The organism is Candidatus Puniceispirillum marinum IMCC1322, assembly GCF_000024465.1.
Lineage (GTDB): Bacteria > Pseudomonadota > Alphaproteobacteria > Puniceispirillales > Puniceispirillaceae > Puniceispirillum > Puniceispirillum marinum.
Map to the genome: position 1 here is coordinate 2,380,315 of NC_014010.1, position 21,111 is coordinate 2,401,425.

The following is a 21,111-nucleotide window of genomic DNA, read 5'->3' on the forward strand; positions in this document are numbered from 1 at the left end:
TCCTCTGTCGGATATTCTTTTTTGATATATGCTCATAGGCCAGTTCAAGATATACTCATCAAACCCCAGATTGGATTTTTATTTAGGTGCAATATCAATCTACCAAAGCTGTTTTTTAAATCCTAGATCATATTATGGCACTATATTAGGCTTGACCCTTATCCAATAATCGCCATGACTAGAGTTCATACAATATGAAGGTGAGATGAGTTCATGACGTCAAATATCGTTATCATTGGTGCCAGTCACGCTGGCGTCAGCTTTGTTGATGCGATGCGCACAAATGGTTTTGACGGCGCTTTAACACTTATTGATCGTCAGGCGGGAACCCCGATGGAACGTCCGCCCTTGTCAAAGGCGTTTTTGCTAGAAGATTCCGACAGTGTTAATCCGGCCTTTATGATTCGTAATGCAGATTGGTATGCGACCAACAAAATAACGCTGACATCAGGTGCTGACGTCATTGCTATTGATCCCGTTACCAAGTTGCTGACATTGGCAGATGGCATGACAATCACTTTTGACAAATTGGTGCTGGCAACAGGTGCCGTGCCGCGTGTGCTTCCGCCGGCATCTGAACTTGCTAATGTGTTCATGTTGCGCCAGCCTGATGACGCTACGGCGCTTAGAAAGGCGGCTCAATCAGCCACAAGTGCCATTATTGTTGGCGGCGGCTATATCGGGCTTGAGGTGGCTGCATCTTTGCGCAAACGCGGGCTAGATGTCAGCGTGGTTGAAGCGGCTGATCGTTTACTTGCCCGTGTTGCCAGCCCGCCTGTAGCCACATTTTTAGGTGACTTGCATCATGCGCATGGTGTGTCAATTCATACGGGTGTGGCAATTGCCAGCATTACTGATAATAAGGGCGTGTTTACGGGTGTTACCCTTATCGATGGGCATGCATTATCGGCCGATATGCTGGTTGTCGGTATTGGCGTTACGCCAGATAGTCAGCTTGCCCGTATGGCCGATATTGAAACCGAAGCTACTGATAATGGTGCCATTCTGGTTGATGCGATGATGCGCACCAGCAATCCGGATATTCTGGCCATTGGAGATGTTGCTCTGCAACATGGGCATGCAGTGCGTATTGAGTCGGTTCATAATGCTCAGGATAGCGCCGCACGTGCGGTTGCGGGGTTGTTGGATATGCCGCCACCAGCTGATCAGGCGCCGTGGTTCTGGTCGGATCAATATGATGCCAAATTGCAATCGGCAGGTATCGTGCCTGTTGGTGCGGATGATCTGTTACATGTGACGCGACCAGGCAAGCGTGAAGGCGGTAAATCGGTCTGGACCTATCGTGGCAGTCAGCTTCTGGCGGTTGAGGCTGTTCGTGATCCGGCCGGTTATATGCTTGGCAAGAAATGCCTTGAGGCCAATATATCACCCAGTCCGAATCAGATTGGTGATCCGGCATTTGACCTGAAGGCACTATTGGCTCATTAAGGAAGAATATTTCAGAATGATGGCGGGTTAAATGGCGAATGCGGGAACATATGCAGGTGCAACAATGGCGACAGGCGACGTGCTTGTTGATTTTCGCAGTGACACGGTAACCCGCCCAACCGCGGCCATGCGTGCGGTGATGGCCAAGGCTGATGTAGGCGATGATGTCTATGGAGACGATCCCAACGTCAATGACCTTCAAGACAAGGTAGCAGCTCTTATGGGCAAGGAAGCCGCGCTGTTTGTGACCAGCGGCACCCAGTCCAATCTATGCGCCATGCTGGCACATTGTCAGCGTGGTCAGGAAATACTGACTGGCGAAAACTATCACGTCTTTATTGACGAAGCTGGCGGTGCGTCTGTGCTTGGCGGCATCATGATGGCACCGATGCCTACTGACGAAACTGGCGCATTGAATGGCGACGATATCGACCGGACGGTCAAGCCTGATGATCCGCATTGTCCTATCAGTTCTTTACTATGTCTGGAAAACACTGTGTCCGGCAATGTGCAATCGGTCGATGTGATCGATGCGCTGGCGTTACGTGGCAAAGCGCATGGGCTAGCTGTGCATCTTGATGGCGCGCGCCTGATGAATGCGGCGGTCAAGCTGGATGTGCCGGTGCGTGATATTGTCAAACATGCCGACAGCGTATCATTATGCCTGTCAAAAGGGCTTGGCGCGCCTGTTGGCTCGGTGCTTGCTGGTTCAAGGGAAGTGATCAGTCGTGCTTATCGCGTGCGCAAACTTGTGGGTGGTGGCTTGCGTCAGGCTGGCCTACTGGCGGCTGCCGGGCTTTATGCGCTTGATCATCATGTTGATCGTCTTGCCGATGACCATGCCAACGCTCTGCGGCTGGCTGAACAGCTGGCAACGATCCCGCAGATTTCGGTCAATGTTGATGCTGTGCAAACCAACATGGTCTTTATGACTATGGCGCATGACGCTGCCGCATCCTTGCCTGCATATTTGCAGAATAAGGGCATTTTGATAAATGGCCATCCTAGCCGTATCCGTCTGGTGACGCATCTGGATGTCAGCGCTGAAAAAATTGACCAGTTTGTGACCGAATTACGTGGATTTTTTGCCTAAAAACGTAATGGTTTTGACGTAAACGGAATATCTTTGCCGCATAGCTATGGCAGACTTCGGTAAATTTATTGAGGTGTGTAATGTCTCTTGCTCTTTCAGTTGGGCCGCGTGTGCGCAAAAGCCCTTTTTTTTCGTCAGCACGCAAAGCTGGCCTGGCGGCGGCCTCTGTTTATAATCATATGTATATGCCAACCAGCTATGGCGACCCTATGGCGGAATATGATCGCTTGATCAATGGCGTTGCTATGTGGGATGTGGCGGTTGAACGTCAGGTGGCTCTCAAGGGGCCTGATGCGATTGCGCTGGCAAAATATTTGACCCCGCGTAATCTTGATAATCTTAAAGTCGGCGTTGGCAAATATGTCCCGCTTTGTGATTTTAATGGGATGCTGATCAACGATCCGGTGCTGTTGCAAATCAGCGAAGATGAAGTCTGGCTGTCGATTGCCGATAGTGATGTAAAATTATGGGCGGCGGGCATTGCTGGTGCGCGCGGCATGGATGTCCGCGTTTATGAACCGGATGTGTCACCGCTTGCCATTCAGGGGCCTAAAGCCAGCGATGTTGTGCGCGATCTATTTGGCGACTGGGTGAATGAGATCAAATATTTTGGTTTCCGGGCGACCGAGCTAAAAGGTATCCCATTGGTGTTGGCGCGGTCTGGCTGGTCAAAGCAAGGTGGCTTTGAACTCTATCTTCAAGATGGCAGCAAAGGTGACGCCCTGTGGGATATTGTAGCCGAAGCAGGCAAGCCCTATGGTATCGGGCCTGGTACGCCGAATTATATCGAACGTGTTGAAAGCGGGTTGATTTCCTATGGTGCTGACACCGATGAAATGAGCAATCCTTTTGAACTGGGAATGGATCGTCTTATTGACCTTGATCAGCCACAAGATTTTGTCGGCAAGGCGGCGCTCAGTGACATCAAGGCACGCGGGGCGACCCGCCGCTTTATGGGGCTGATTATTGATGGTGAAAAATTCACCAGCACCAATGAAAGCCGCTGGCCAGTTGAATGGAATGGTGCCAATGCAGGCTATGTAAGCGCCAGTGCCTATTCACCGCGCCTTGATGCGAATATTGCGATGGCGATGGTATCTGTTGCGGCGATTGAGTCCGGCGACAAGGTACATGTCCTGAACGAAACGGGCCGTCTGACGGCTAAGATAGTGTCATTGCCTATGGTCTAGATTTTAGATCAGTGTAATGATGCCAATGGGGGTGGTAATGGCTGACATGGTCTCACATGCAAAGGTGGTTGTTATTGGCGGCGGCGTTGTTGGCTGTTCGATCCTGTTCCATCTGGCAAAATTTGGCTGGAAAGACGTGGTGTTGCTTGAACGTAATGAGCTGACATCTGGTTCAAGCTGGCATGCGGCAGGTCAAATTCATACGATCAGTTCCGACCCGAATATTTCACGCCTGCAAGGCTATACAATCAATCTTTATAAGGAAATTGAGGAAACCTCTGGCCATTCGGTTGGCATGCATAATACAGGTGGTTTCTATCTGGCCTCTAATCCTGATTGGTATGATTATCTCAAGCGCGAACGGTCCAAAGCGCGCTATATGGGTCTTGATCAGGAATTCATCTCGATCGAAGAAGTTGCCGAACGCCATCCCCTGATTGATCCCAGCCACTATCTTGCGGCTTTATGGGATCCGCTTGATGGCGATATTGATCCGTCTGGCGTCACCTATGCCTATGCTAAATCCGCCCGCGTTCATGGGGCAAAATATTACACGCATACGCCGGTGATTGAAACCAACCAGCGCCCCGATGGTAGCTGGGATGTGGTCACCGAAAAAGGCACCATCAATGCGGAAATGATTGTTAATGCGGGTGGCCTATGGGCGCGCGAAGTTGGTCATCTGGCAGGGTTGCATCTGCCGGTTCAGCCGATGGAGCATCATTATCTGATAACCGAGGATATTCCCGAAATCACCGCCCGCAGCGAACGCCTACCAGCAGGCATTGATTATGAAGGCAATATCTATTTCCGACAGGAACGTGGCGGGATGTTGCTGGGCACCTATGAACCACGGGCAACGCCGTGGTCGCTGGCTGGCACCCCACAGTCATTTGGCCATGAATTGCTCGAACCAAAGCTCGATAATATCGCTGACAGGCTGGAAATTGGCTTTGAGCGCATTCCGGCATTAGCCGAGGCTGGGATTAAGAACATCATCAATGGTCCCTTTACCTTTGGGCCAGATGGTAATCCGATGATTGGGCCGGTGCCGGGCATGACCAATTACTGGGTCGCGGTTGGCGTTATGGCGGGCTTTTGCCAGGGTGGTGGTGTTGGTCTGTGTATGGCTGAATGGATGATGGATGGCGAACCGTCGATTGACGTGTGGGCTATGGATGTGGCGCGCTTTGGTGATTATGCAACGCCGCATTGGGGCACCGTCAAATCATCGGAAAATTACGAACGCCGTTTTGTCATGACGTTTCCTAATGAGACCTTGCCAAAAGGGCGGCGGCAACAGACAACAGCTCTTTATGACCGGCTGGTATCACGCGGGGCGGTAATGGGTGATTCGCATGGGCTGGAAAATGCCCTTTGGTTTGCAAATGATGCCGATGATGCCCACGAAGATCCAACATTCAGGCGTTCACGTGCGCATGATTATGTGGCTGCCGAAGTGGCGGCGGTACGACATGATGTTGGCGCCATCGAGGTTGCCAATTTCGCCAAACATGAATTCACCGGCACTGGCGCGCGTGCGTTTCTGGATTATATGCTTGCGGGCCGTGTGCCAAAGCCGGGCCGGTTGCAACTGACCCCGATGCTGACGCCAAAGGGCAAGCTATATGGTGATATGACAGTTGCTTGTCTTGCCGAAGATCATTTCTATCTATTCGGTTCGGGGGCAGCCCAAAATATGCACCGGCGTTGGTTTGAATCACATCTTCCAGATAGCGCTGTCAGCTATGCAAATCGATCTGATGCGTGGCATGGTATTGCCATCTCGGGGCCGAAGTCACGAACACTTCTGCAACGCCTTGTGCGCGAAGATGTTGGTGCCGATGCGTTGGCTTTTCGTGATGTGCGGCAGACCTTTGTGGCTGGTGTGCCCGCCATGCTGCTGCGCATATCCTTTTCTGGTGAGCTCGGTTATGAAATCTATGTTGCCCCGCAATATCAGCTTCGTTTGTTTGAAGCGATCGAAGAGGCAGGTCAGGATCTTGGGCTTCGGCTTTATGGAAGCCGGGCTTTGATGTCGCTACGGTTGGAAAAGAACTGGGGGGCATGGACATTGGATTTCCGGCCTGATTTCACCGCCGCTGAATCTGGGCTGGATGCTTTCATCCATTGGGACAAGGATTTTATCGGCAAGGCTGCCGCTATGGCTGAGGCCAAAACGGGTCCGGCAAAAAAGCTGGTGATGATGACCATCGATACAGATGATATTGATGTTTCAAATGACGAAGCCATTTTTGCCAATGGCGAGGCTGTGGGTTATGTCAGCTCGGGTGGTTTTGCGCATCATGTCGGCAAATCAATGGCATTCGGCTATGTGCCAAGCGCATTGGTTGCTGATGGTGCCGAACTGCATGTCGAAATTCTTGGCAACCTATGTCCAGCCAGAATAGAAACGACACCTCTATATGATGCAAATGGCGGAAAAATGCGGGGTTAAGCATCATCCAATCGAAGCGAAGTGCAGATTGATAAGATGATCGCGGGTTATATAAGCATCATCCAATCGAAGCGAAGTGCAGATTGATAAGATGATCGCGGGTTATATAAGCATCATCCAATCGAAGCGAAGTGCAGATTGATAAGATGATCGCGCTTTAATACAAGCATCATCCAATTGAAGCGAAGTGCAGATTGATAAGATGAGCATCATCCGCCGGATAAAGTGGTTCAGATATAGTCTAAAACCCATACCAAAGACAAAAGCCGCCCCTGACGGAGCGGCTTTATCATGATAGGTGGCATTGTCTAACCGACACTGCCAATTGGTTTTACAGCCAACTTTATTTTATTCTACAACTTCAAGATTTACGGCGGCCATTTTGCCGTTACGCTGTTCTTCAAGCTCATAAGTTACTTTTTGACCTTCGTTCAGACCGTTCAGGCCTGAATTCTGGACAGCGGTGATGTGAACAAATACATCATTGCCAGAATCATCAGGATCGATGAAACCGTAACCTTTTTGGGTGTTAAACCATTTAACAGTGCCTTGTGACATTCTATTAGTCTCCAACTTCAAACCAAACCTGCCGATGGTTTAGTATCTCAAATTGTTATGTGGTTTCATTGTTGCTTTACGCAAATGCGAAAAAAGCCCAAAAAAACCCTCGGCACATAACATATGGGTGGCATGTGCCCCAATGTCAATTGTTTTATGCGTAGTAAAGAGCTTGGCAATTATACTAGATACGCCTATGAAAGATATTGCTGTGGTCAATTCTTTGTATTTTTCCTGCAGATGTTATCTCTTTGAAAGTTTGTCGCCGATGGCCCCAGAAAATTCCAATGTGCGTGGCGCCATGCCCGGAACAGTGTCTCAATCCCATAACCTGCAAACGCGCGGCATCATATTTGCGATCGCCGCAGGGTTTTTATGGGGTGTTCTGCCGATCTATATCAACAGTGTGAATGCCATCACACCTTATGAAATAGTCGCGCATCGTGCTATTTGGTCTGCGGTTCTTCTGGCCGCGTTAATGCCGTTCTTGGGTGGCTTTGGCCAGGTCATAACCTTGCTTCGCCAGCGCAAGCTTCAATTAGGTTTGGGGGCAACGACGGTTTTGGTTGGCATAAACTGGTCTGTTTTTATCTATTCTGTGCAAAGTGGACAGATTGTGCAGGCGGCGCTTGGCTATTTTATTTATCCGCTTGTCGCACTATTGCTTGGTGTTCTGATGCTGGGGGAACGTCTAGACCGGATGGGCTGGCTGGCGATCGCGCTGGTAGCCTGTGGTGTCATAGCGAAAAGCACATTTGCTGGCGAGCCCCCAGTTATAGCGCTGTTTCTGGCAGTAACCTTCGGTTTATATGCCGTGACGCACAAGAAATTAGGCATCGATCCGGTCAAAGCCCTGTTTGTTGAATCGGCATTATTATTACCTATCGGTGTTGCCTATCTCTGGTGGCTTACCGATCAAGGCCTCCCGATCTTTTTTGGCGGTGGGGCGATCAATATATCATTAGCGGTGCTGGCGGGTTTATTTACAATTCTACCGCTATTGTTCTTTCACGCGGGAAACCGCGCTCTGACAATGTCCATGTCGAGTTTGCTATTCTATTTCAATCCTACAACCCAGCTCATGGTTGGCATCTTTATATATGATTCGCCCTTCACCATGGCCGATGCCGTTACTTTCGGACTGATATGGGTCGGAATAGCTGTATATTTTGCTACCCGACCCCGTACGCCTAGACCAGTGGTCTAATCCAGCATCCGTGCCGAGACAATTTTGTCTGCTGTTGCAGGTGGTTCGCCAACGGCTAGTTTTTTGACAATATCCATGCCGCGTTCTACCTGGCCCCATACTGTATATTGTCCAGTCAAATGACTACATCCATCAAAACAGATGAAAAACTGGCTATCAGCACTGTTTGGGTTCATCGCACGCGCCATGCCGACGGTGCCTTCACGATATTGATAATCGGTGAATTCAGCGTCAAGATTTGTACCTGAACCACCCATGCCGGTACCTGTTGGGTCACCCGTTTGTGCCATAAAGCCGGGAATCACGCGGTGAAAGATAATGCCATCATAAAATCCGTCATTCACCAATTCGGTGATCCGGGCAACATGGTTAGGCGCCACATCAGGCAGCATCGTGATTTCAACTTGCCCCTGGCTTGTTTCAAGAAGCATTGTTTCGCCTGCGACGGCGTCATTTTGAGTACTCATCAATAAAAATCCAATTCCAACTAGGGATACAAAAAAAGTGCGCATAAGATAATCCTTGTTAGCGAGCCTAGAAAAGGGCGTCAATCTGTTCGTCAGTCAAGTTACCAGGTACAACCGTAATCGGTACGCGACAACTTGAAGCACCGCGTGTCACCATGAATGAAATAAGCGGGCCAGCTGTTTCCGAGTTTGTGTCGGCGCCAAGCACAAGCAAGCTGATATCGGTTTCCTCACTGATAAGGCTCAGTAATTCGTCACGAATATCACCTTCACGAACATATAATATAGGCGTGCTGTTGGTAAGCTGTTGAACATATTCGGCATGTATCGACATTTTTTCTTCGGCCGCTTCGCGGGCTTCGGCCCGCATCAATTCGCCAACGCCGGCAAAATATTCGAACTCGGATGGCGCTATGCAATAAAGCAAGGCAACCTTGCCTCCGACCGCATCGGCGCGGCCACAGGCAAACTGCAATGCCTGATGCATTTCCTCGCTATCATCAACGACCACAAGAAAAACAGGGTCCTGCTTCTTTTTTGTTTTAGCCAAGGTTACCTCCGAAAAACTGGCAGCTTCATCATCTGAAAAAGCCACAGGCAAGATTACATGCAGTTGTAGAATTTGACCAGTAGTTGTTGGACAGTCCCGTTATGGTATCATTCATGCAGACGTTCTTTTTTTCTGGCTATTTTTCTGGCTATTTTTTCCGGAACGCTGCTGCAGCCAGCCAGCCCGAGGCAATCGCAAAGATAACGGCAAATAAACCGTAAAAGAACGAAAATTCATGCGCCATATTATAGATCGTGGCACTGAGTCCACCTTTTCTTATGGCAATACTTGTTGTGTCCTCGCTTAATGGCACGCCATCTCGTAAATGTATGATCCGCACCTCATACTGGCCGGAATGCACATTCGATGGCAGGTCAATCACGCTGCGGAACAAAGCCCCTTCCTTGAGGGCGATAGTATCTGTTGTGGCACCCCATAGTCCAAGCGCACGCATATTCGCTACGAGCTCACCAACCATGCCATTGACTGTTGGCATCGCCAGCCCAGTCTCCTGTGGGTCTTTTTCGGGGGTTATTTGCAAGGCCAGATTGGTGGCCCCCACACCAAGATCTTGCAAGGTGGCCTCATTGGCAATCTTGGCCAGGTCACGCGTTGCCAAAATCTGATAGAAGCTTGGTGTTTTGGTCCAGATATTGGTTTCAACATTTATCCAGATGCCCGCGACCTTGCTTTTGCGGCGCTGGGCTATGTGGGCATCAGGGCCACGCACAACGATGATGATATCGTCGCCTTGCATGCCATCAACAGCACCGAATAATAATAACTCTGTGCCATGAAAATCACTTTCGATCGAAACCGTATTTTCGGACAAATCGGCAACAAGCTTACCGTTAACTGCGTGGGCTGAGATCGTACCAAAGCTAACCGAAAGAATCGTGAACAGCCACAGCATGAATGTCATCTGGCTAGGGATTTTATAATTGTGCGGATATGGTCTGATCATTTCAGCAACTCCACCGAATAGAGGCTGGCGGGTTGTAAAGCCAGATCAAAGCCCAGCTTTATACAAACAGCAATGACCATCAATGCGAGCAGGCCGCGTAATTGTTCGCCGCGTAATTTTGCTCCGGCGCGGGTGCCGAACTGGGCACCGATCACAGCGCCGAATAGCAACAGGCCAGCCAGAACAAAATCAACAGTTTGCGTCTGAACGGACTGCAAAACCGTCACATTGGCTGTCACAAAGATAATCTGGAATAGCGAGGTGCCAACCACAACAGCCGTTGGCATACCCAGTATATAGATCATCGCAGGTACCATTATAAAGCCGCCACCCACACCCATAATGGCGGCTAGCACACCCACGAAAGCCCCTATGCCAAGGGGAAGCAAGGCTGAAATATAGAGTTTTGAGCGCCGAAACCGCATTTTGAAGGGCAGGCCATGCAACCAGTTATGCTGATGCAATTTACCACGTGCCGCGCCTGGCTGGCGGGTGCGCAATATGGCGCGTACACTTTCGACAAGCATCAGGCTACCCACGATGCCTAGCAGAACAACATAGGATAGTTTGATAACCAGATCAATCTGGCCAAGTTCACGCAGAAAGGCAAACAGGAACACGCCAAGGGTAGACCCAATCACACCACCAACCAGCAGGATGGTGCCCATTTTAAAGTCAACATTGCTACGGCGCATATGTGCCAGCACGCCGGAAACCGACGAGGCAACAATCTGGTTGGCTTCGGTGGCCACAGCCACAACAGGCGGCACGCCAAAGAAAATCAACAGTGGCGTCATAAGAAAGCCACCACCAACACCAAAAAGCCCCGATAGAAAACCAACACCACCACCAAGCCCGATGATGATTCCGATATGCATCGAAATTTCTGCAATAGGAAGATAAATATACATCTATATGTAACGCCAGATCATATGCTAATGTTCAAAGATGCGTTGCTTGCACAGCCATAGCATCTCTTGCGCCATCGTGTTGCACAAATAATAACGCTATTCAACTCAAATTATATACTTATCGTCGCGTTGTTTATTTTACATATGTAAAAATAAACAGAAACAGCCCCATTTATGGAGCCATAACGTCTGAAACATATGTCATACGTTAAATATGTTAGTGCAGATTTATTAGTGCAAATCCATTAGTGTCGGGTTTTTCTCATTGCGGGGTCGTCAATATAGATATGAGTCAGCAAACGTAGAATGCGCAATACATCAGCATCCTCAATCGAATAATAGATGGTTTGCGACGCGCGGCGGGTACGTACAATATTTGCTCGTCGCAACCGCCCTAGATGTTGTGATAAAGCCGACTGGCTGAGTGTGGCAATAATTTCCTCAAGCTCGGAAACCGATCTTTCCTGTCCGTCGGCAAGTTCATTGAGAATGCGCAAACGCTTGGAATTACCCATAGCGCGCAGAATCATTGTTGCCTTAGATTGTTCGGTTTCTAAGTCAGGTAAGCGAGCCATGAATTTTCCTCCTAGCGAGTTAAAGCCCAAGATATGGCGGCGATTCCCCTTATCCACCCACTAATATATCGCAAAAAGGTTATTAAACCGTTAAAGACTATATGAAAAATGCATTGTTTTTAATATGTGAACGCTGTTTTGTCAGATTATGCACCAAGGCTAGATAATGGGCTGATGTTCGGGGTCGGTGATACAGGCAACGCTTAATACCCGATAATTCTGTGGGCGATCTGATGCGGGGGCGAGGGGATAGATCAGACGATGAAAATGATGCTGGATATGTCCGGGGATGGTTCCGGTTTGTGTGTCTGGCATTTTTATGTGGCCATGGTGATAAAGTGGGGATTTCAGGGCAAAGGCTGTTTCATAAAGGATGCTGAGCCAATATTCTGCATCTTTAGGAAGACATTCATCAAGCGCATCTCCCTTTTCGATGGTGGCGTTTGGCCATGAAAATTGTGGGGGAATCGAGAGAAAACATAATCGCATCGACATGGTTTGTCCGATGGATACAAGATTTTTGATATTGGCATCAATCACCTGCATCAATGCTGACGGCACGTCCTTGCCAAGCAGATTGAGACGCGCCAGTGGCATTAATTCTTCTGGCAGATCATATTTGTCTAAATTGGCATGCGAGAAAAGTTCCAGATGACTTTTAAAAATTATGTCGGGTTCTGCTTCCAGCGCTTTGATTGCCATTCGTGCGATCGTGATAAAGACATCCTGCGGCGTCTGGTTGCTTGTATTGATGTTGGCACCTGACAGGCTCATCAAGCCAGACGCTGATCTTAAGGTGCGAATCAGGCTTATTAGCGCGGGTAGTTCTGGTTTATCGTCAAAGAAAATTGAAAATTCCTGATTCGTGCGTGTCACATATACACCGCCTTCTGGCGTTGCGTTACTTTCTGATGACTGAACAACGCCCTTTTTATTTATCAATATTTCTGAACGCATTACTTTTCGCATGATTTCAATAGCATCATTAGCTTATGCTTGTTCCCAAATTTTAAACGTGTTTTGTTTTTTTCACGTTGCTTAGTTGCATTATGGTTTTATTTCGTTCCATCTAGTATGTGAGTATTTTTAAAACCCACATGCAAAAATAAAAAAATTAATAAAAACAGATACAAAGCCAACATCACATAGTTTCTATGCTATAGTGTCGCAGAAAAAGATTTACAAAAGGTTAGCAACACAAAAATAAATTTTTTGACGGTAAAATCCTGATATTATGACTCATGTCCAAAAACGCGCCTGACAGTGGTAAAATCAAAAAACCGCTTGAAAATATCAACCGGTTGACGCCGCAACAGTTCGATATTCATATCGCGTCTGATGGTTCTTGGTTTCATGAGGGGGGGCTTATCGGGCGCCCAGCTTTGGTACGGCTATTCGCGTCGGTATTGCACCGGCATGACGATGGCACATTCTGGCTTGTGACACCGGCAGAACGCGGACAAATAACCGTTGAAGACGCGCCCTTTATAGGGGTGGCACTTACGGTAACGGGCGAGGGTGTTGATCGTGAGCTTCGCCTGACAACGAATATCGGCGATACGGTGCTGATTGATCGTGATCATGCGCTGCGTATGCAAACAGGCGACGATCATGAGGGCCGACCCTATGTCAGAATCAGAGACCAGCTGGATGCTAAATTGAGCCGGCCTGTTTTTTACGAATTGGCAGCCCTTGCTGAACCAGATGAAAATGGCCGTTTGGGTGTATGGAGCGCGGGATGCTTTTTCCCGCTTATGGATTGAGTATGTTTGGTGATGCGTCAAAAATTGCATCGGTACTGACCCCACCGCACCATATGAATGGTAATATCAAGGATATGATTATGCCGGTGATGGCAACCGATCGGCCGGCGGCTGTGCTGGTCGGCTTAATCACACATCAACAAAGTTTGCATATTCTGATGACGCGCCGCGCCGCGCATTTGGCAACGCATCCAGGGCAAATCAGTTTTCCCGGTGGCAAGATTGAAACACATGATGCCACGCCGGTTGATGCCGCTTTGCGAGAAGCGCATGAAGAGGTGGCGTTACAGCCTGATCATGTGACCATACTTGGTTCGCTTTCGGTGTTGCGTAGCCCAGCGGGCTTTATCGTTGCCCCGATTGTCGGTATGATTACAGCTGACGAAGGGGATGAGGTGAAGCTTACACCTGATCCGGCTGAGGTTGATGATATTTTGCTGTTACCACTTGATCACATGCTTGATCGTCAAAATTATAGGCGTGAAACACATGAACGTGATGGTGTTGCGCGTCAAACTTGGGTTATTGATCATCCAGCCCATTATATTTGGGGACTATCGGCAGCCATAATTGTTGAGCTGTCCGATAGATTGCAGACACTAAGTCAAACAGGAGCAGGTTAATGCGGCGATATCTGATTATTCTATCTGCGCTTGGCGCGGCCATAATTGTGATGAGTCTGGTAAAGGCATGGCAACGACGCCGTGCGATTAAGGCTGGTCTTGATCCCAGCGATATTAAAATCTCGACATCTTACATAATAGGCGGGCTGGCTGGTTTGCTTGTATTTCTTATTGGCGTAATGGCTCTTGAAGGTGGAGCAGGTGCCCCTGGTACAAGCTACAAACCGGCCACCATAAAAGATGGCATGATTAGCTCGGGTGGCTTCAAAGATAATGATAATTAGGCAGCCATCTTGGTCACCAGCAGATAAAAACCATGCCCTGCGGTCATTACCGCCATTTGCCAGTCAACAGCTTGTCATGCGTATTTTTGATATAGCTCAGAAAGCGGGTGGCGAGGCACGTATTGTAGGTGGTGCCGTGCGTGACTGGCTTGCAGGTATGGAAGTTGGTGATATTGATATGGCAGTGAATATGCCGATTGAACGTTTCGCTGATACTCTTGAACAGGAAGGTCTGCGCGTGATTCATACGGGCTTGTCACATGGCACAGTCACCGTGGTGCAGGACAAAACTAAAATCGAGATCACGCATACGCGACTTGATATCGAAACTGATGGGCGTCACGCCAAGGTCACACATAGTCCTGATTGGCTGGAAGATGCGCGCCGGCGGGATTTTACGATCAATGCCATCTATATGGATGCGGCAGGTAAAATCTTCGACCCGCTAAACGGTCAGGATGATCTTCAAGCTGGCATTCTTCGCTTTGTTGGAGACGCAGACCGGCGGGTACAGGAAGATGCGTTGCGTATGTTGCGCTATTGTCGGTTTTTGCATCGGTTTGGCCGCGGCCAGATTGATGCAGATGCACTTGCGGCATTTCGGCGCAATGCGTCGCTGGCACAGCATCTGTCTGGCGAGCGCGTGCGCACTGAAATGGAATTGATTCTTGTTGCTGACGGGGCTGCAAAAGCGTGCACCTTGATGCAGGATACAGGGCTTGCCACAGCCGCATGCGCTATAGATTTCAATGTCGGATGTCTTGCGCCTGATGGCGCACCTGATCGTGATAACTGGTTAATTGGTCTGGCCAGCATTATGCCACCTGGTACGGCGATATCTTTGGCCAAGCGCTTACGCTTAAGCAAAATTGAAGCGCGCCGCCTACAGGCAATGGATCGGGATATTGATCCCGCATTGCCAAATCTGGCTGGTGATAAATGGCAACAGGCAGCCTGGTTTTTAGGTGATGGTTCGGCGGCTATCTATGCTGTCAAAACACGTCGATCGCAGGCGCAGTTTTCAACCACCCGCTGGGATGAATTGCAAAACTGGACAGCGCCTGAATGTCCGGTCACGGGGGCAGACTTATTGTCGCATGGCGTTGACAATGGGCCCATCTGTGGTGACATTCTACTTAATATTCAAAAGCAGTGGGTTGCTTCGGGTTTTACACTTACAAAGCCTGCCTTGCTGGCAATGATTTCGAATTAGGTATTTAAGGGTTTCGATAGCATATGAACGCGCAGACAAATACAAGTCTGGATGACAAAAAACAGGCAGCAACTGCTTGGTTTGCGTCTTTGCGTGACCAGATCTGCGCGCGTTTCGAAAGCATCGAAGATCAATATACAGGTGCGCCTGATCTGGAATCTGGCCGTTTTGCTCGTAAAACATGGAATCGTGAAGGTGGCGGTGGTGGTGTGATGAGTATCATGCACGGTCGTGTCTTTGAAAAAGTTGGGGTGAATATTTCGACAGTTCATGGTGTTTTTTCAGATGAATTTCGCGACAAAATCCCCGGTGCCGAAACCACAGGTGATTTCTGGGCGGCAGGCATTTCATTGGTTGCGCATATGCGTAATCCGCATGTGCCAGCGGCGCATATGAACACCAGATTTATTACGACCAGCAAAAGCTGGTTTGGTGGCGGCGGTGATCTGACGCCGTTGTTACCCGACGAGATTAACGCAGCAAAATTTCATTTGGCGATGCAATCTGCCTGTGATGCGCATGATCCTGACTATTACCCCAAATATAAAAAATGGTGCGATGATTATTTCTATTTGCCGCACCGTGATGAACCCCGTGGCGCGGGTGGCATTTTTTATGATAATCTGGATAGTGGCAATTGGGATGCTGACTTTGCCTTTACTCGTGATGTTGGCATTGCCTTTAAAGATGGTTACAGCGCCATTGTCGAAGCAAGCATGAACCAGCCTTGGAGCGATGCCGAACGGCACGAACAGTTGGTCCGGCGCGGGCGTTATGTAGAGTTCAATTTGCTTTATGATCGCGGTACGCTTTTCGGCTTGAAAACCGGTGGAAATATAGAGGCCATTCTGATGAGTATGCCGCCACAGGTGCGGTGGCCATAAGGTGATATCTATCACCATAGACATATACGCTGTTTTTGTTTGAAAGCAGATAAAAAGAGGGTATGAAACTAACACGTTAACGTGTAAAACACGGCAATATTTGGGTGAAATTTTTGCCCGTGACTGCTGCTAAAAGGCGGGGCCCCAAAAAGGGGTTAACAGTTGTAGAGGATAGAATGACAAAATCGACATCAGATACCAAGGATCTGCAAGATCCGGAGCGTCGCGATTTCATTGTAGTAGCGACCTATGCGATGGGCGCGGTTGGTGCCGCCGCCGTTGCGTGGCCGCTAATTGATCAGATGAACCCGGCGGCAGATACATTGGCGCTTGCCAATACCGAAGTCGATATCTCGAAAATTGCCGAAGGTCAGTCGATCACTGTCAAATGGCGTGGCAAGCCAGTTTTTGTAAGGCACCGTACGGCTGATGAAATTGCCCGTGCTGAAACCGCAAATGGAGATGACCTGCGTGACCCACAGCCAGATGATGCGCGTGTCCAGCGGCCTGAGTTACTTGTTGTCGTTGGCGTCTGTACGCATCTTGGTTGTGTTCCGCTTGGTCAGAAAACAGGTGAAGTGCGTGGTGATTATGATGGTTGGTTCTGCCCATGCCATGGATCGCACTATGATACATCAGGGCGTATCCGCAAAGGCCCGGCACCGACTAATCTTGAAGTGCCGCCTTACACATTTCTTTCCGACTCGGTCATCCGTATCGGTTAATCTATCAAGTCTTCTGGAGGTATAATAGCAATGTCTGCTGATAAATTTTCAAATCCGGTTGTACGATGGATTGACCATCGTTTGCCCGTGTTCTCAATGCTCGATCATACAGCTCACGACTACCCAACACCCAAAAACCTAAATTATATGTGGAACTTTGGAAGTCTTGCCGGTTTGTCATTAACGATAATGATAGCAACAGGCATTGTTCTATCCATGAACTACACGCCTCACATTGACTATGCTTTTGACTCTGTTGAACGCATCATGCGTGATGTTAACCACGGTTGGATGATCCGCTATATCCATATGAATACGGCTAGCTTCTTTTTCATAGTTGTTTATCTGCATATTATGCGGGGACTTTATTACGGTTCGTATAAAGCACCACGAGAGCTTTTGTGGATATTAGGTGTGATAATTTTCTTACTTATGATGGCAACTGCTTTCATGGGATATGTTTTGCCATGGGGTCAGATGAGCTTCTGGGGTGCGACTGTTATTACCAACCTGTTCTCGGCTATTCCGTTTGTTGGTGAGAGTATTGTAACATGGCTCTGGGGTGGATTTTCTGTTGATAATTCAACGCTAAACCGCTTTTTCTCACTACACTATTTGTTGCCGTTTGTTATTGCAGGTGTAGTGATATTACATATTGTAGCCTTACATCGTTTTGGCTCCAATAATCCGATCGGCATTAATGCTAAAGGCCCGCAGGACACAGTTTCATTTCATCCTTATTATACAATTAAGGATGTCGTAGGTATTGCTATGTTCCTCTTGCTTCTTGCAATGGCAGTATTCTTCTTCCCCAATGCGATGGGGCATCCGGACAATTACATTCCTGCCAACCCGATGCAGACACCTGCGCATATTGTGCCTGAATGGTACTTCCTACCTTTCTATGCGATCTTGCGGGCGGTGCCTGACAAGCTTGGTGGCGTATTGATGATGTTTGGTGCGATTGCGGTGCTGTTTGTTTTGCCATGGCTGGATCGCTCGCCTGTGCGTTCGGCGCGCTTCCGTCCGGTCTTCCGCATTTTCTTCTGGTTGTTGATTATTGATGCGGTTCTGCTTGGTTATCTTGGCGCAAAGCCTGCCGAGGGCATCTATGTGATCCTGTCACGTCTGGCGACTGCATGGTACTTCTTGCATTTTCTTGTCATCCTGCCATTGCTTGGGGTGTTTGAGACGACCAAGCCGTTACCAAAGTCAATCTCTGAGCCAGTGCTGGCGACTGCGAAGGGAGCCTAGATCATGATAAAGGCACTAATTACTGCAACAATAGCTCTTACAGCGGCCTTTGGTGTGTCCAATATGGCTGTTGCGGCTGGCGGTGACACTACCGAATTGCAAACCCGTGAATGGAGCTTTTCGGGGCCTTTCGGCACTTTTGACAAAGCCTCTATGCAACGTGGATTTCAGGTCTATCGTGAAGTCTGCGCTGGGTGTCATTCGATGGATCTGATCGCCTTTCGTAATCTGGCTGATCTTGGTTATAACGAAGCCGAGATCAAGGCGATCGCGGCTGAATATGAAGTTCAGGATGGCCCTGACGATGAAGGCGAGATGTTCATGCGTCCGGCACGTCCGGCTGACCGGATCCCTGGCCCCTATCGCAATGATAACGAGGCACGCGCCAGCAATAACGGTGCCATGCCGGTTGATCTGTCGCTAATCGCCAAAGCACGTGCGCATGGGCCTGATTATCTGTACAGCTTACTGCTTGGCTATAAGGAAGCCCCAGCTAGCGTCGAAATGCCTGAAGGCATGTATTATAACGCGGCTTATTCGGGCAATCTGATTGCTATGCCACAGCCGCTTTATGGTGATGATGTTGAATTTGCCGATGGCGCTGATGCGTCAGTTCAAGGGGCGGCGGCAGATGTGACCCAGTTCCTGATGTGGGCGGCAGAACCGAAAATGGAAATTCGCAAGCGCATAGGTGTTGCGTCGGTATTTTTCCTCAGCATTTTCCTGATCTTGAGCTATCTGGCTAAGCGTCGGGTCTGGGCTGATGTGCACTAAACCAGCCTAAATATCCTATCTAAATAAACATCAAAACCCCGTCAGATGCGTCTGGCGGGGTTTATTTATTGTCATCATCAGATCTGTTCAGTATGGCGTTGCTTATACAGGCGGTCATAATGATCGCAATACCGACCATGGTTAGATAATCCAGTATCTCGGCAAAGATAAACACCCCGATCAAAGCGGCACTTACAAATTCTAGATAGGTGAGTGGCACAAGTTTGCCCACAGGTGCCAGCCGTGCGGCCTGAATCATCATCAGGGATGATATTGACCCAATCAGCGCGGCCATAGTTGGCGGCATGATAAATATCCGCGCATCCCAAATTACTACTGGAAGCGATTGTTGGGATGTAAACAGAGTTATGGCATAGATGCTAACCATTAAACTGCTCGCGATCAGACCATCCTGCAATAACAGATATATGGGTGCTTGTGCCTTGCCAAGCTTACGGGTGAGTACGATATAAAGACTGAACATCGCCGCCGCGGCCAATGGGAACAGGCTACCCAGAAATGTTGCGTCAAGTTCGGTTGGTCTGATGATGAGCATGACCCCGCAAATCGCCATGAAAATAAGCAAGATATGTCGCAAACGTAACGCTTCACCAAGGATGAAATAACCAAGCACGACAATGAACAAGCCCTGTATCGTGAATAGCGCAAAGGCAACTGCCAGCGGGACATGCCGCAAACCGGCAAAGAACAACCCCATCGATATGGCAAGGGCAAGCGAACGTCCTAGATTGAGCCATTTCATACCGGCAAAGGGATTGCCATAAAAGCGGCGCTCCTTAAAGGTGATCAAGGTAAAGGCTATACAGGCCTGAATGAAAAAATAAAGACCAACAGCCAACAATATAGGCACCCGGTCATCTTGCATCTTCATAAAGCTGTCTTTGACGGGAAACAACATCGCGGCAGTTGCCATACAGGCCATGCCCATAAGATGCGTGTGGCGTTTTTCGGCTACATGCGACATACGTCAGCATATGGTGCGTTAACCATATGGTGACAGGCCAAAAGTATCACATGCTATGCGTGTTGGGATAAAGACCGCTGTCTAGACATTGAAGCGGAAATGGAACACGTCGCCATCGACGACTTTATAATCCGATCCTTCGACCCGTAATTTGCCAGCATCCTTGGCGCCGCTTTCACCCTGACAGGCGATATAATCGGCAAAGCTGATGGTTTCGGCGCGGATAAAGCCACGTTGGAAATCGGTATGGATCACACCGGCAGCTTGTGGTGCGCTGGCCCCGGCCGCCACCGTCCATGCGCGGGCTTCTTTCGGTCCGACGGTAAAGAAGGTGAGCAGGTCAAGCAGTCCGTATCCGGCGCGAATCAACCGTGATAGCCCAGTTTCGGACAGCCCCAGCTCGGACAGGAATTCGGCCTTGTCGTCATCTTCAAGCTGTGCGATTTCGGATTCGATGGCGGCCGATACAACCACATGAGCCGCACCTTCGCTGGCAGCTTTCTCGGCGACCAGCTTGGTATAGTCATTGCCGGTGGCGGCATCGCCCTCGGCAACATTACAGACATAAAGCACGGGCTTTGATGTTAGTAGTTGCAGATAGGGCAGACGCAGGGTTTCGGCGTCGGTCAATCCGTCGGTGCTACGCACAGGCTTGCCATCGGATAGATGCGCGAATAGTTTTTCCATCAAGGCCAGATCGGCTTTGGCGTCAATATCACCGCCGCGTGACTTTTTAACCAATGCCGCCATACGCTTTTCCAGCGAGTCCAGATCGGCCAGCATCAATTCGGTTTCGACCGTTGCGGCATCACGCACTGGGTCAACATCGCCATCGACATGCGTGATTTCGGTATCTTCAAAACAGCGCAGAACATGGGCGATGGCATCAACTTCGCGAATTGTGCCAAGAAATTTATTGCCCAGCCCTTCGCCTTGAGATGCGCCACGGACAAGCCCGGCAATATCAACAAATTCAAGCTGGGTCGGTATGATCGTTGCCGATTTTGCCAGCACCGCCAGTTCATCCAGCCTGCTATCTGGCACCGAAACGCGTCCGGTATTGGGCTCGATCGTGCAGAAAGGATAATTTGCTGCTTCGGCCGCGGCTGTCTGCGTCAACGCATTGAACAGGGTAGATTTACCGACATTTGGCAATCCGACAATTCCGCAGTTAAAACCCATTA

22 protein-coding genes are annotated in these 21,111 nt (G+C 49.1%); 13 read left to right on the plus strand and 9 right to left on the minus strand.

Features of this window, described 5'->3' with window-relative positions:
• The first annotated feature begins 213 nt into the window (after window positions 1-213).
• The 4 genes from SAR116_RS11120 (at window position 214) to SAR116_RS11135 (ending at window position 6,190) form a co-directional block, all read left to right on the plus strand.
• Window positions 214-1,449 carry an NAD(P)/FAD-dependent oxidoreductase gene (locus SAR116_RS11120; protein ID WP_013047040.1) on the plus strand — a complete coding sequence of 412 codons (1,236 nt, stop codon included), beginning with the start codon at window positions 214-216 and terminating at the stop codon, window positions 1,447-1,449.
• 31 nt (window positions 1,450-1,480) lie between these two features.
• The gene (gene ltaE / locus SAR116_RS11125; protein ID WP_238531154.1) at window positions 1,481-2,542 is read left to right on the plus strand and encodes a low-specificity L-threonine aldolase; all 1,062 of its coding nucleotides are present in this window, start codon (window positions 1,481-1,483) and stop codon (window positions 2,540-2,542) included.
• 80 nt (window positions 2,543-2,622) lie between these two features.
• Complete coding sequence (locus SAR116_RS11130) at window positions 2,623-3,732, plus strand: glycine cleavage T C-terminal barrel domain-containing protein (RefSeq protein WP_013047042.1); 1,110 nt, start codon at window positions 2,623-2,625, stop codon at window positions 3,730-3,732.
• A gap of 46 nt (window positions 3,733-3,778) precedes the next feature.
• Complete coding sequence (locus tag SAR116_RS11135) at window positions 3,779-6,190, plus strand: GcvT family protein (RefSeq protein WP_041861451.1); 2,412 nt, start codon at window positions 3,779-3,781, stop codon at window positions 6,188-6,190.
• Window positions 6,191-6,538: 348 nt separating this feature from the next.
• Here SAR116_RS11135 and SAR116_RS11140 read toward each other — a convergent pair whose 3' ends face one another.
• Window positions 6,539-6,748, minus strand: coding sequence for a cold-shock protein (locus tag SAR116_RS11140; protein WP_041860926.1), 210 nt, complete (start codon window positions 6,746-6,748; stop codon window positions 6,539-6,541).
• Window positions 6,749-7,016: 268 nt separating this feature from the next.
• Between SAR116_RS11140 and rarD the strand changes: the two genes are divergently transcribed.
• Window positions 7,017-7,955: an EamA family transporter RarD gene (rarD, locus tag SAR116_RS11145; RefSeq protein ID WP_190275446.1), complete on the plus strand. Its 939-nt coding sequence runs from the start codon at window positions 7,017-7,019 to the stop codon at window positions 7,953-7,955.
• Here the strand turns inward: rarD and SAR116_RS11150 are convergent.
• The 6 genes from SAR116_RS11150 to SAR116_RS11175 form a co-directional block, all read right to left on the minus strand.
• Window positions 7,952-8,422 (minus strand): peptidylprolyl isomerase, encoded by a 471-nt coding sequence (locus SAR116_RS11150; RefSeq protein ID WP_041861453.1) that lies wholly within the window; start codon window positions 8,420-8,422, stop codon window positions 7,952-7,954. The genes rarD and SAR116_RS11150 overlap by 4 nt on opposite strands.
• 67 nt (window positions 8,423-8,489) lie before the next feature.
• Window positions 8,490-8,972 carry a universal stress protein gene (locus SAR116_RS11155; RefSeq protein ID WP_041861454.1) on the minus strand — a complete coding sequence of 161 codons (483 nt, stop codon included), beginning with the start codon at window positions 8,970-8,972 and terminating at the stop codon, window positions 8,490-8,492.
• Between the two features lie 148 nt (window positions 8,973-9,120).
• Entirely contained in the window at window positions 9,121-9,936 is an 816-nt protein-coding gene (locus SAR116_RS11160) for a TIGR02186 family protein (protein ID WP_013047048.1), read from the minus strand.
• Entirely contained in the window at window positions 9,933-10,847 is a 915-nt protein-coding gene (locus tag SAR116_RS11165; RefSeq protein ID WP_013047049.1) for a sulfite exporter TauE/SafE family protein, read from the minus strand. Before SAR116_RS11165 ends, SAR116_RS11160 begins: the two co-directional genes overlap by 4 nt.
• 245 nt (window positions 10,848-11,092) lie before the next feature.
• Window positions 11,093-11,422, minus strand: a complete 330-nt coding sequence (locus tag SAR116_RS11170; RefSeq protein WP_013047050.1) for an ArsR/SmtB family transcription factor — start codon at window positions 11,420-11,422, stop codon at window positions 11,093-11,095.
• Between the two features lie 159 nt (window positions 11,423-11,581).
• A complete protein-coding gene (locus tag SAR116_RS11175; RefSeq protein ID WP_041860927.1) occupies window positions 11,582-12,379 on the minus strand; it encodes a hypothetical protein in 798 nt (265 codons plus the stop codon).
• A 284-nt stretch (window positions 12,380-12,663) separates the two neighbouring features.
• Between SAR116_RS11175 and SAR116_RS11180 the strand changes: the two genes are divergently transcribed.
• The 8 genes from SAR116_RS11180 to SAR116_RS11215 all read left to right on the plus strand — a co-directional run bounded on the left by SAR116_RS11180 (window position 12,664) and on the right by SAR116_RS11215 (window position 18,942).
• Window positions 12,664-13,185 carry a DUF1285 domain-containing protein gene (locus tag SAR116_RS11180; protein ID WP_013047052.1) on the plus strand — a complete coding sequence of 174 codons (522 nt, stop codon included), beginning with the start codon at window positions 12,664-12,666 and terminating at the stop codon, window positions 13,183-13,185.
• Window positions 13,161-13,808: a CoA pyrophosphatase gene (locus SAR116_RS11185; RefSeq protein ID WP_013047053.1), complete on the plus strand. Its 648-nt coding sequence runs from the start codon at window positions 13,161-13,163 to the stop codon at window positions 13,806-13,808. Before SAR116_RS11180 ends, SAR116_RS11185 begins: the two co-directional genes overlap by 25 nt.
• Window positions 13,808-14,092, plus strand: a complete 285-nt coding sequence (locus tag SAR116_RS11190) for a hypothetical protein (RefSeq protein ID WP_013047054.1) — start codon at window positions 13,808-13,810, stop codon at window positions 14,090-14,092. Before SAR116_RS11185 ends, SAR116_RS11190 begins: the two co-directional genes overlap by 1 nt.
• Window positions 14,082-15,305: a CCA tRNA nucleotidyltransferase gene (locus tag SAR116_RS11195; RefSeq protein ID WP_013047055.1), complete on the plus strand. Its 1,224-nt coding sequence runs from the start codon at window positions 14,082-14,084 to the stop codon at window positions 15,303-15,305. The genes SAR116_RS11190 and SAR116_RS11195 overlap by 11 nt, the downstream gene beginning before the upstream one ends.
• Before the next feature lie 23 nt (window positions 15,306-15,328).
• Window positions 15,329-16,189, plus strand: a complete 861-nt coding sequence (gene hemF, locus SAR116_RS11200) for an oxygen-dependent coproporphyrinogen oxidase (protein WP_013047056.1) — start codon at window positions 15,329-15,331, stop codon at window positions 16,187-16,189.
• 176 nt (window positions 16,190-16,365) lie between these two features.
• Entirely contained in the window at window positions 16,366-16,914 is a 549-nt protein-coding gene (gene petA / locus SAR116_RS11205) for a ubiquinol-cytochrome c reductase iron-sulfur subunit (RefSeq protein WP_013047057.1), read from the plus strand.
• A gap of 30 nt (window positions 16,915-16,944) precedes the next feature.
• Entirely contained in the window at window positions 16,945-18,168 is a 1,224-nt protein-coding gene (locus SAR116_RS11210; protein WP_013047058.1) for a cytochrome b, read from the plus strand.
• Window positions 18,169-18,171: 3 nt separating this feature from the next.
• Complete coding sequence (locus SAR116_RS11215; protein ID WP_013047059.1) at window positions 18,172-18,942, plus strand: cytochrome c1; 771 nt, start codon at window positions 18,172-18,174, stop codon at window positions 18,940-18,942.
• Between the two features lie 61 nt (window positions 18,943-19,003).
• Here the strand turns inward: SAR116_RS11215 and SAR116_RS11220 are convergent, their stop codons facing one another.
• Together SAR116_RS11220 and ychF are read right to left on the minus strand one after the other, a co-directional pair.
• Window positions 19,004-19,927 carry a DMT family transporter gene (locus SAR116_RS11220; protein WP_013047060.1) on the minus strand — a complete coding sequence of 308 codons (924 nt, stop codon included), beginning with the start codon at window positions 19,925-19,927 and terminating at the stop codon, window positions 19,004-19,006.
• An 81-nt stretch (window positions 19,928-20,008) separates the two neighbouring features.
• The gene (gene ychF, locus SAR116_RS11225; protein WP_013047061.1) at window positions 20,009-21,109 is read right to left on the minus strand and encodes a redox-regulated ATPase YchF; all 1,101 of its coding nucleotides are present in this window, start codon (window positions 21,107-21,109) and stop codon (window positions 20,009-20,011) included.
• Between the last annotated feature and the right edge of the window lie 2 nt (window positions 21,110-21,111).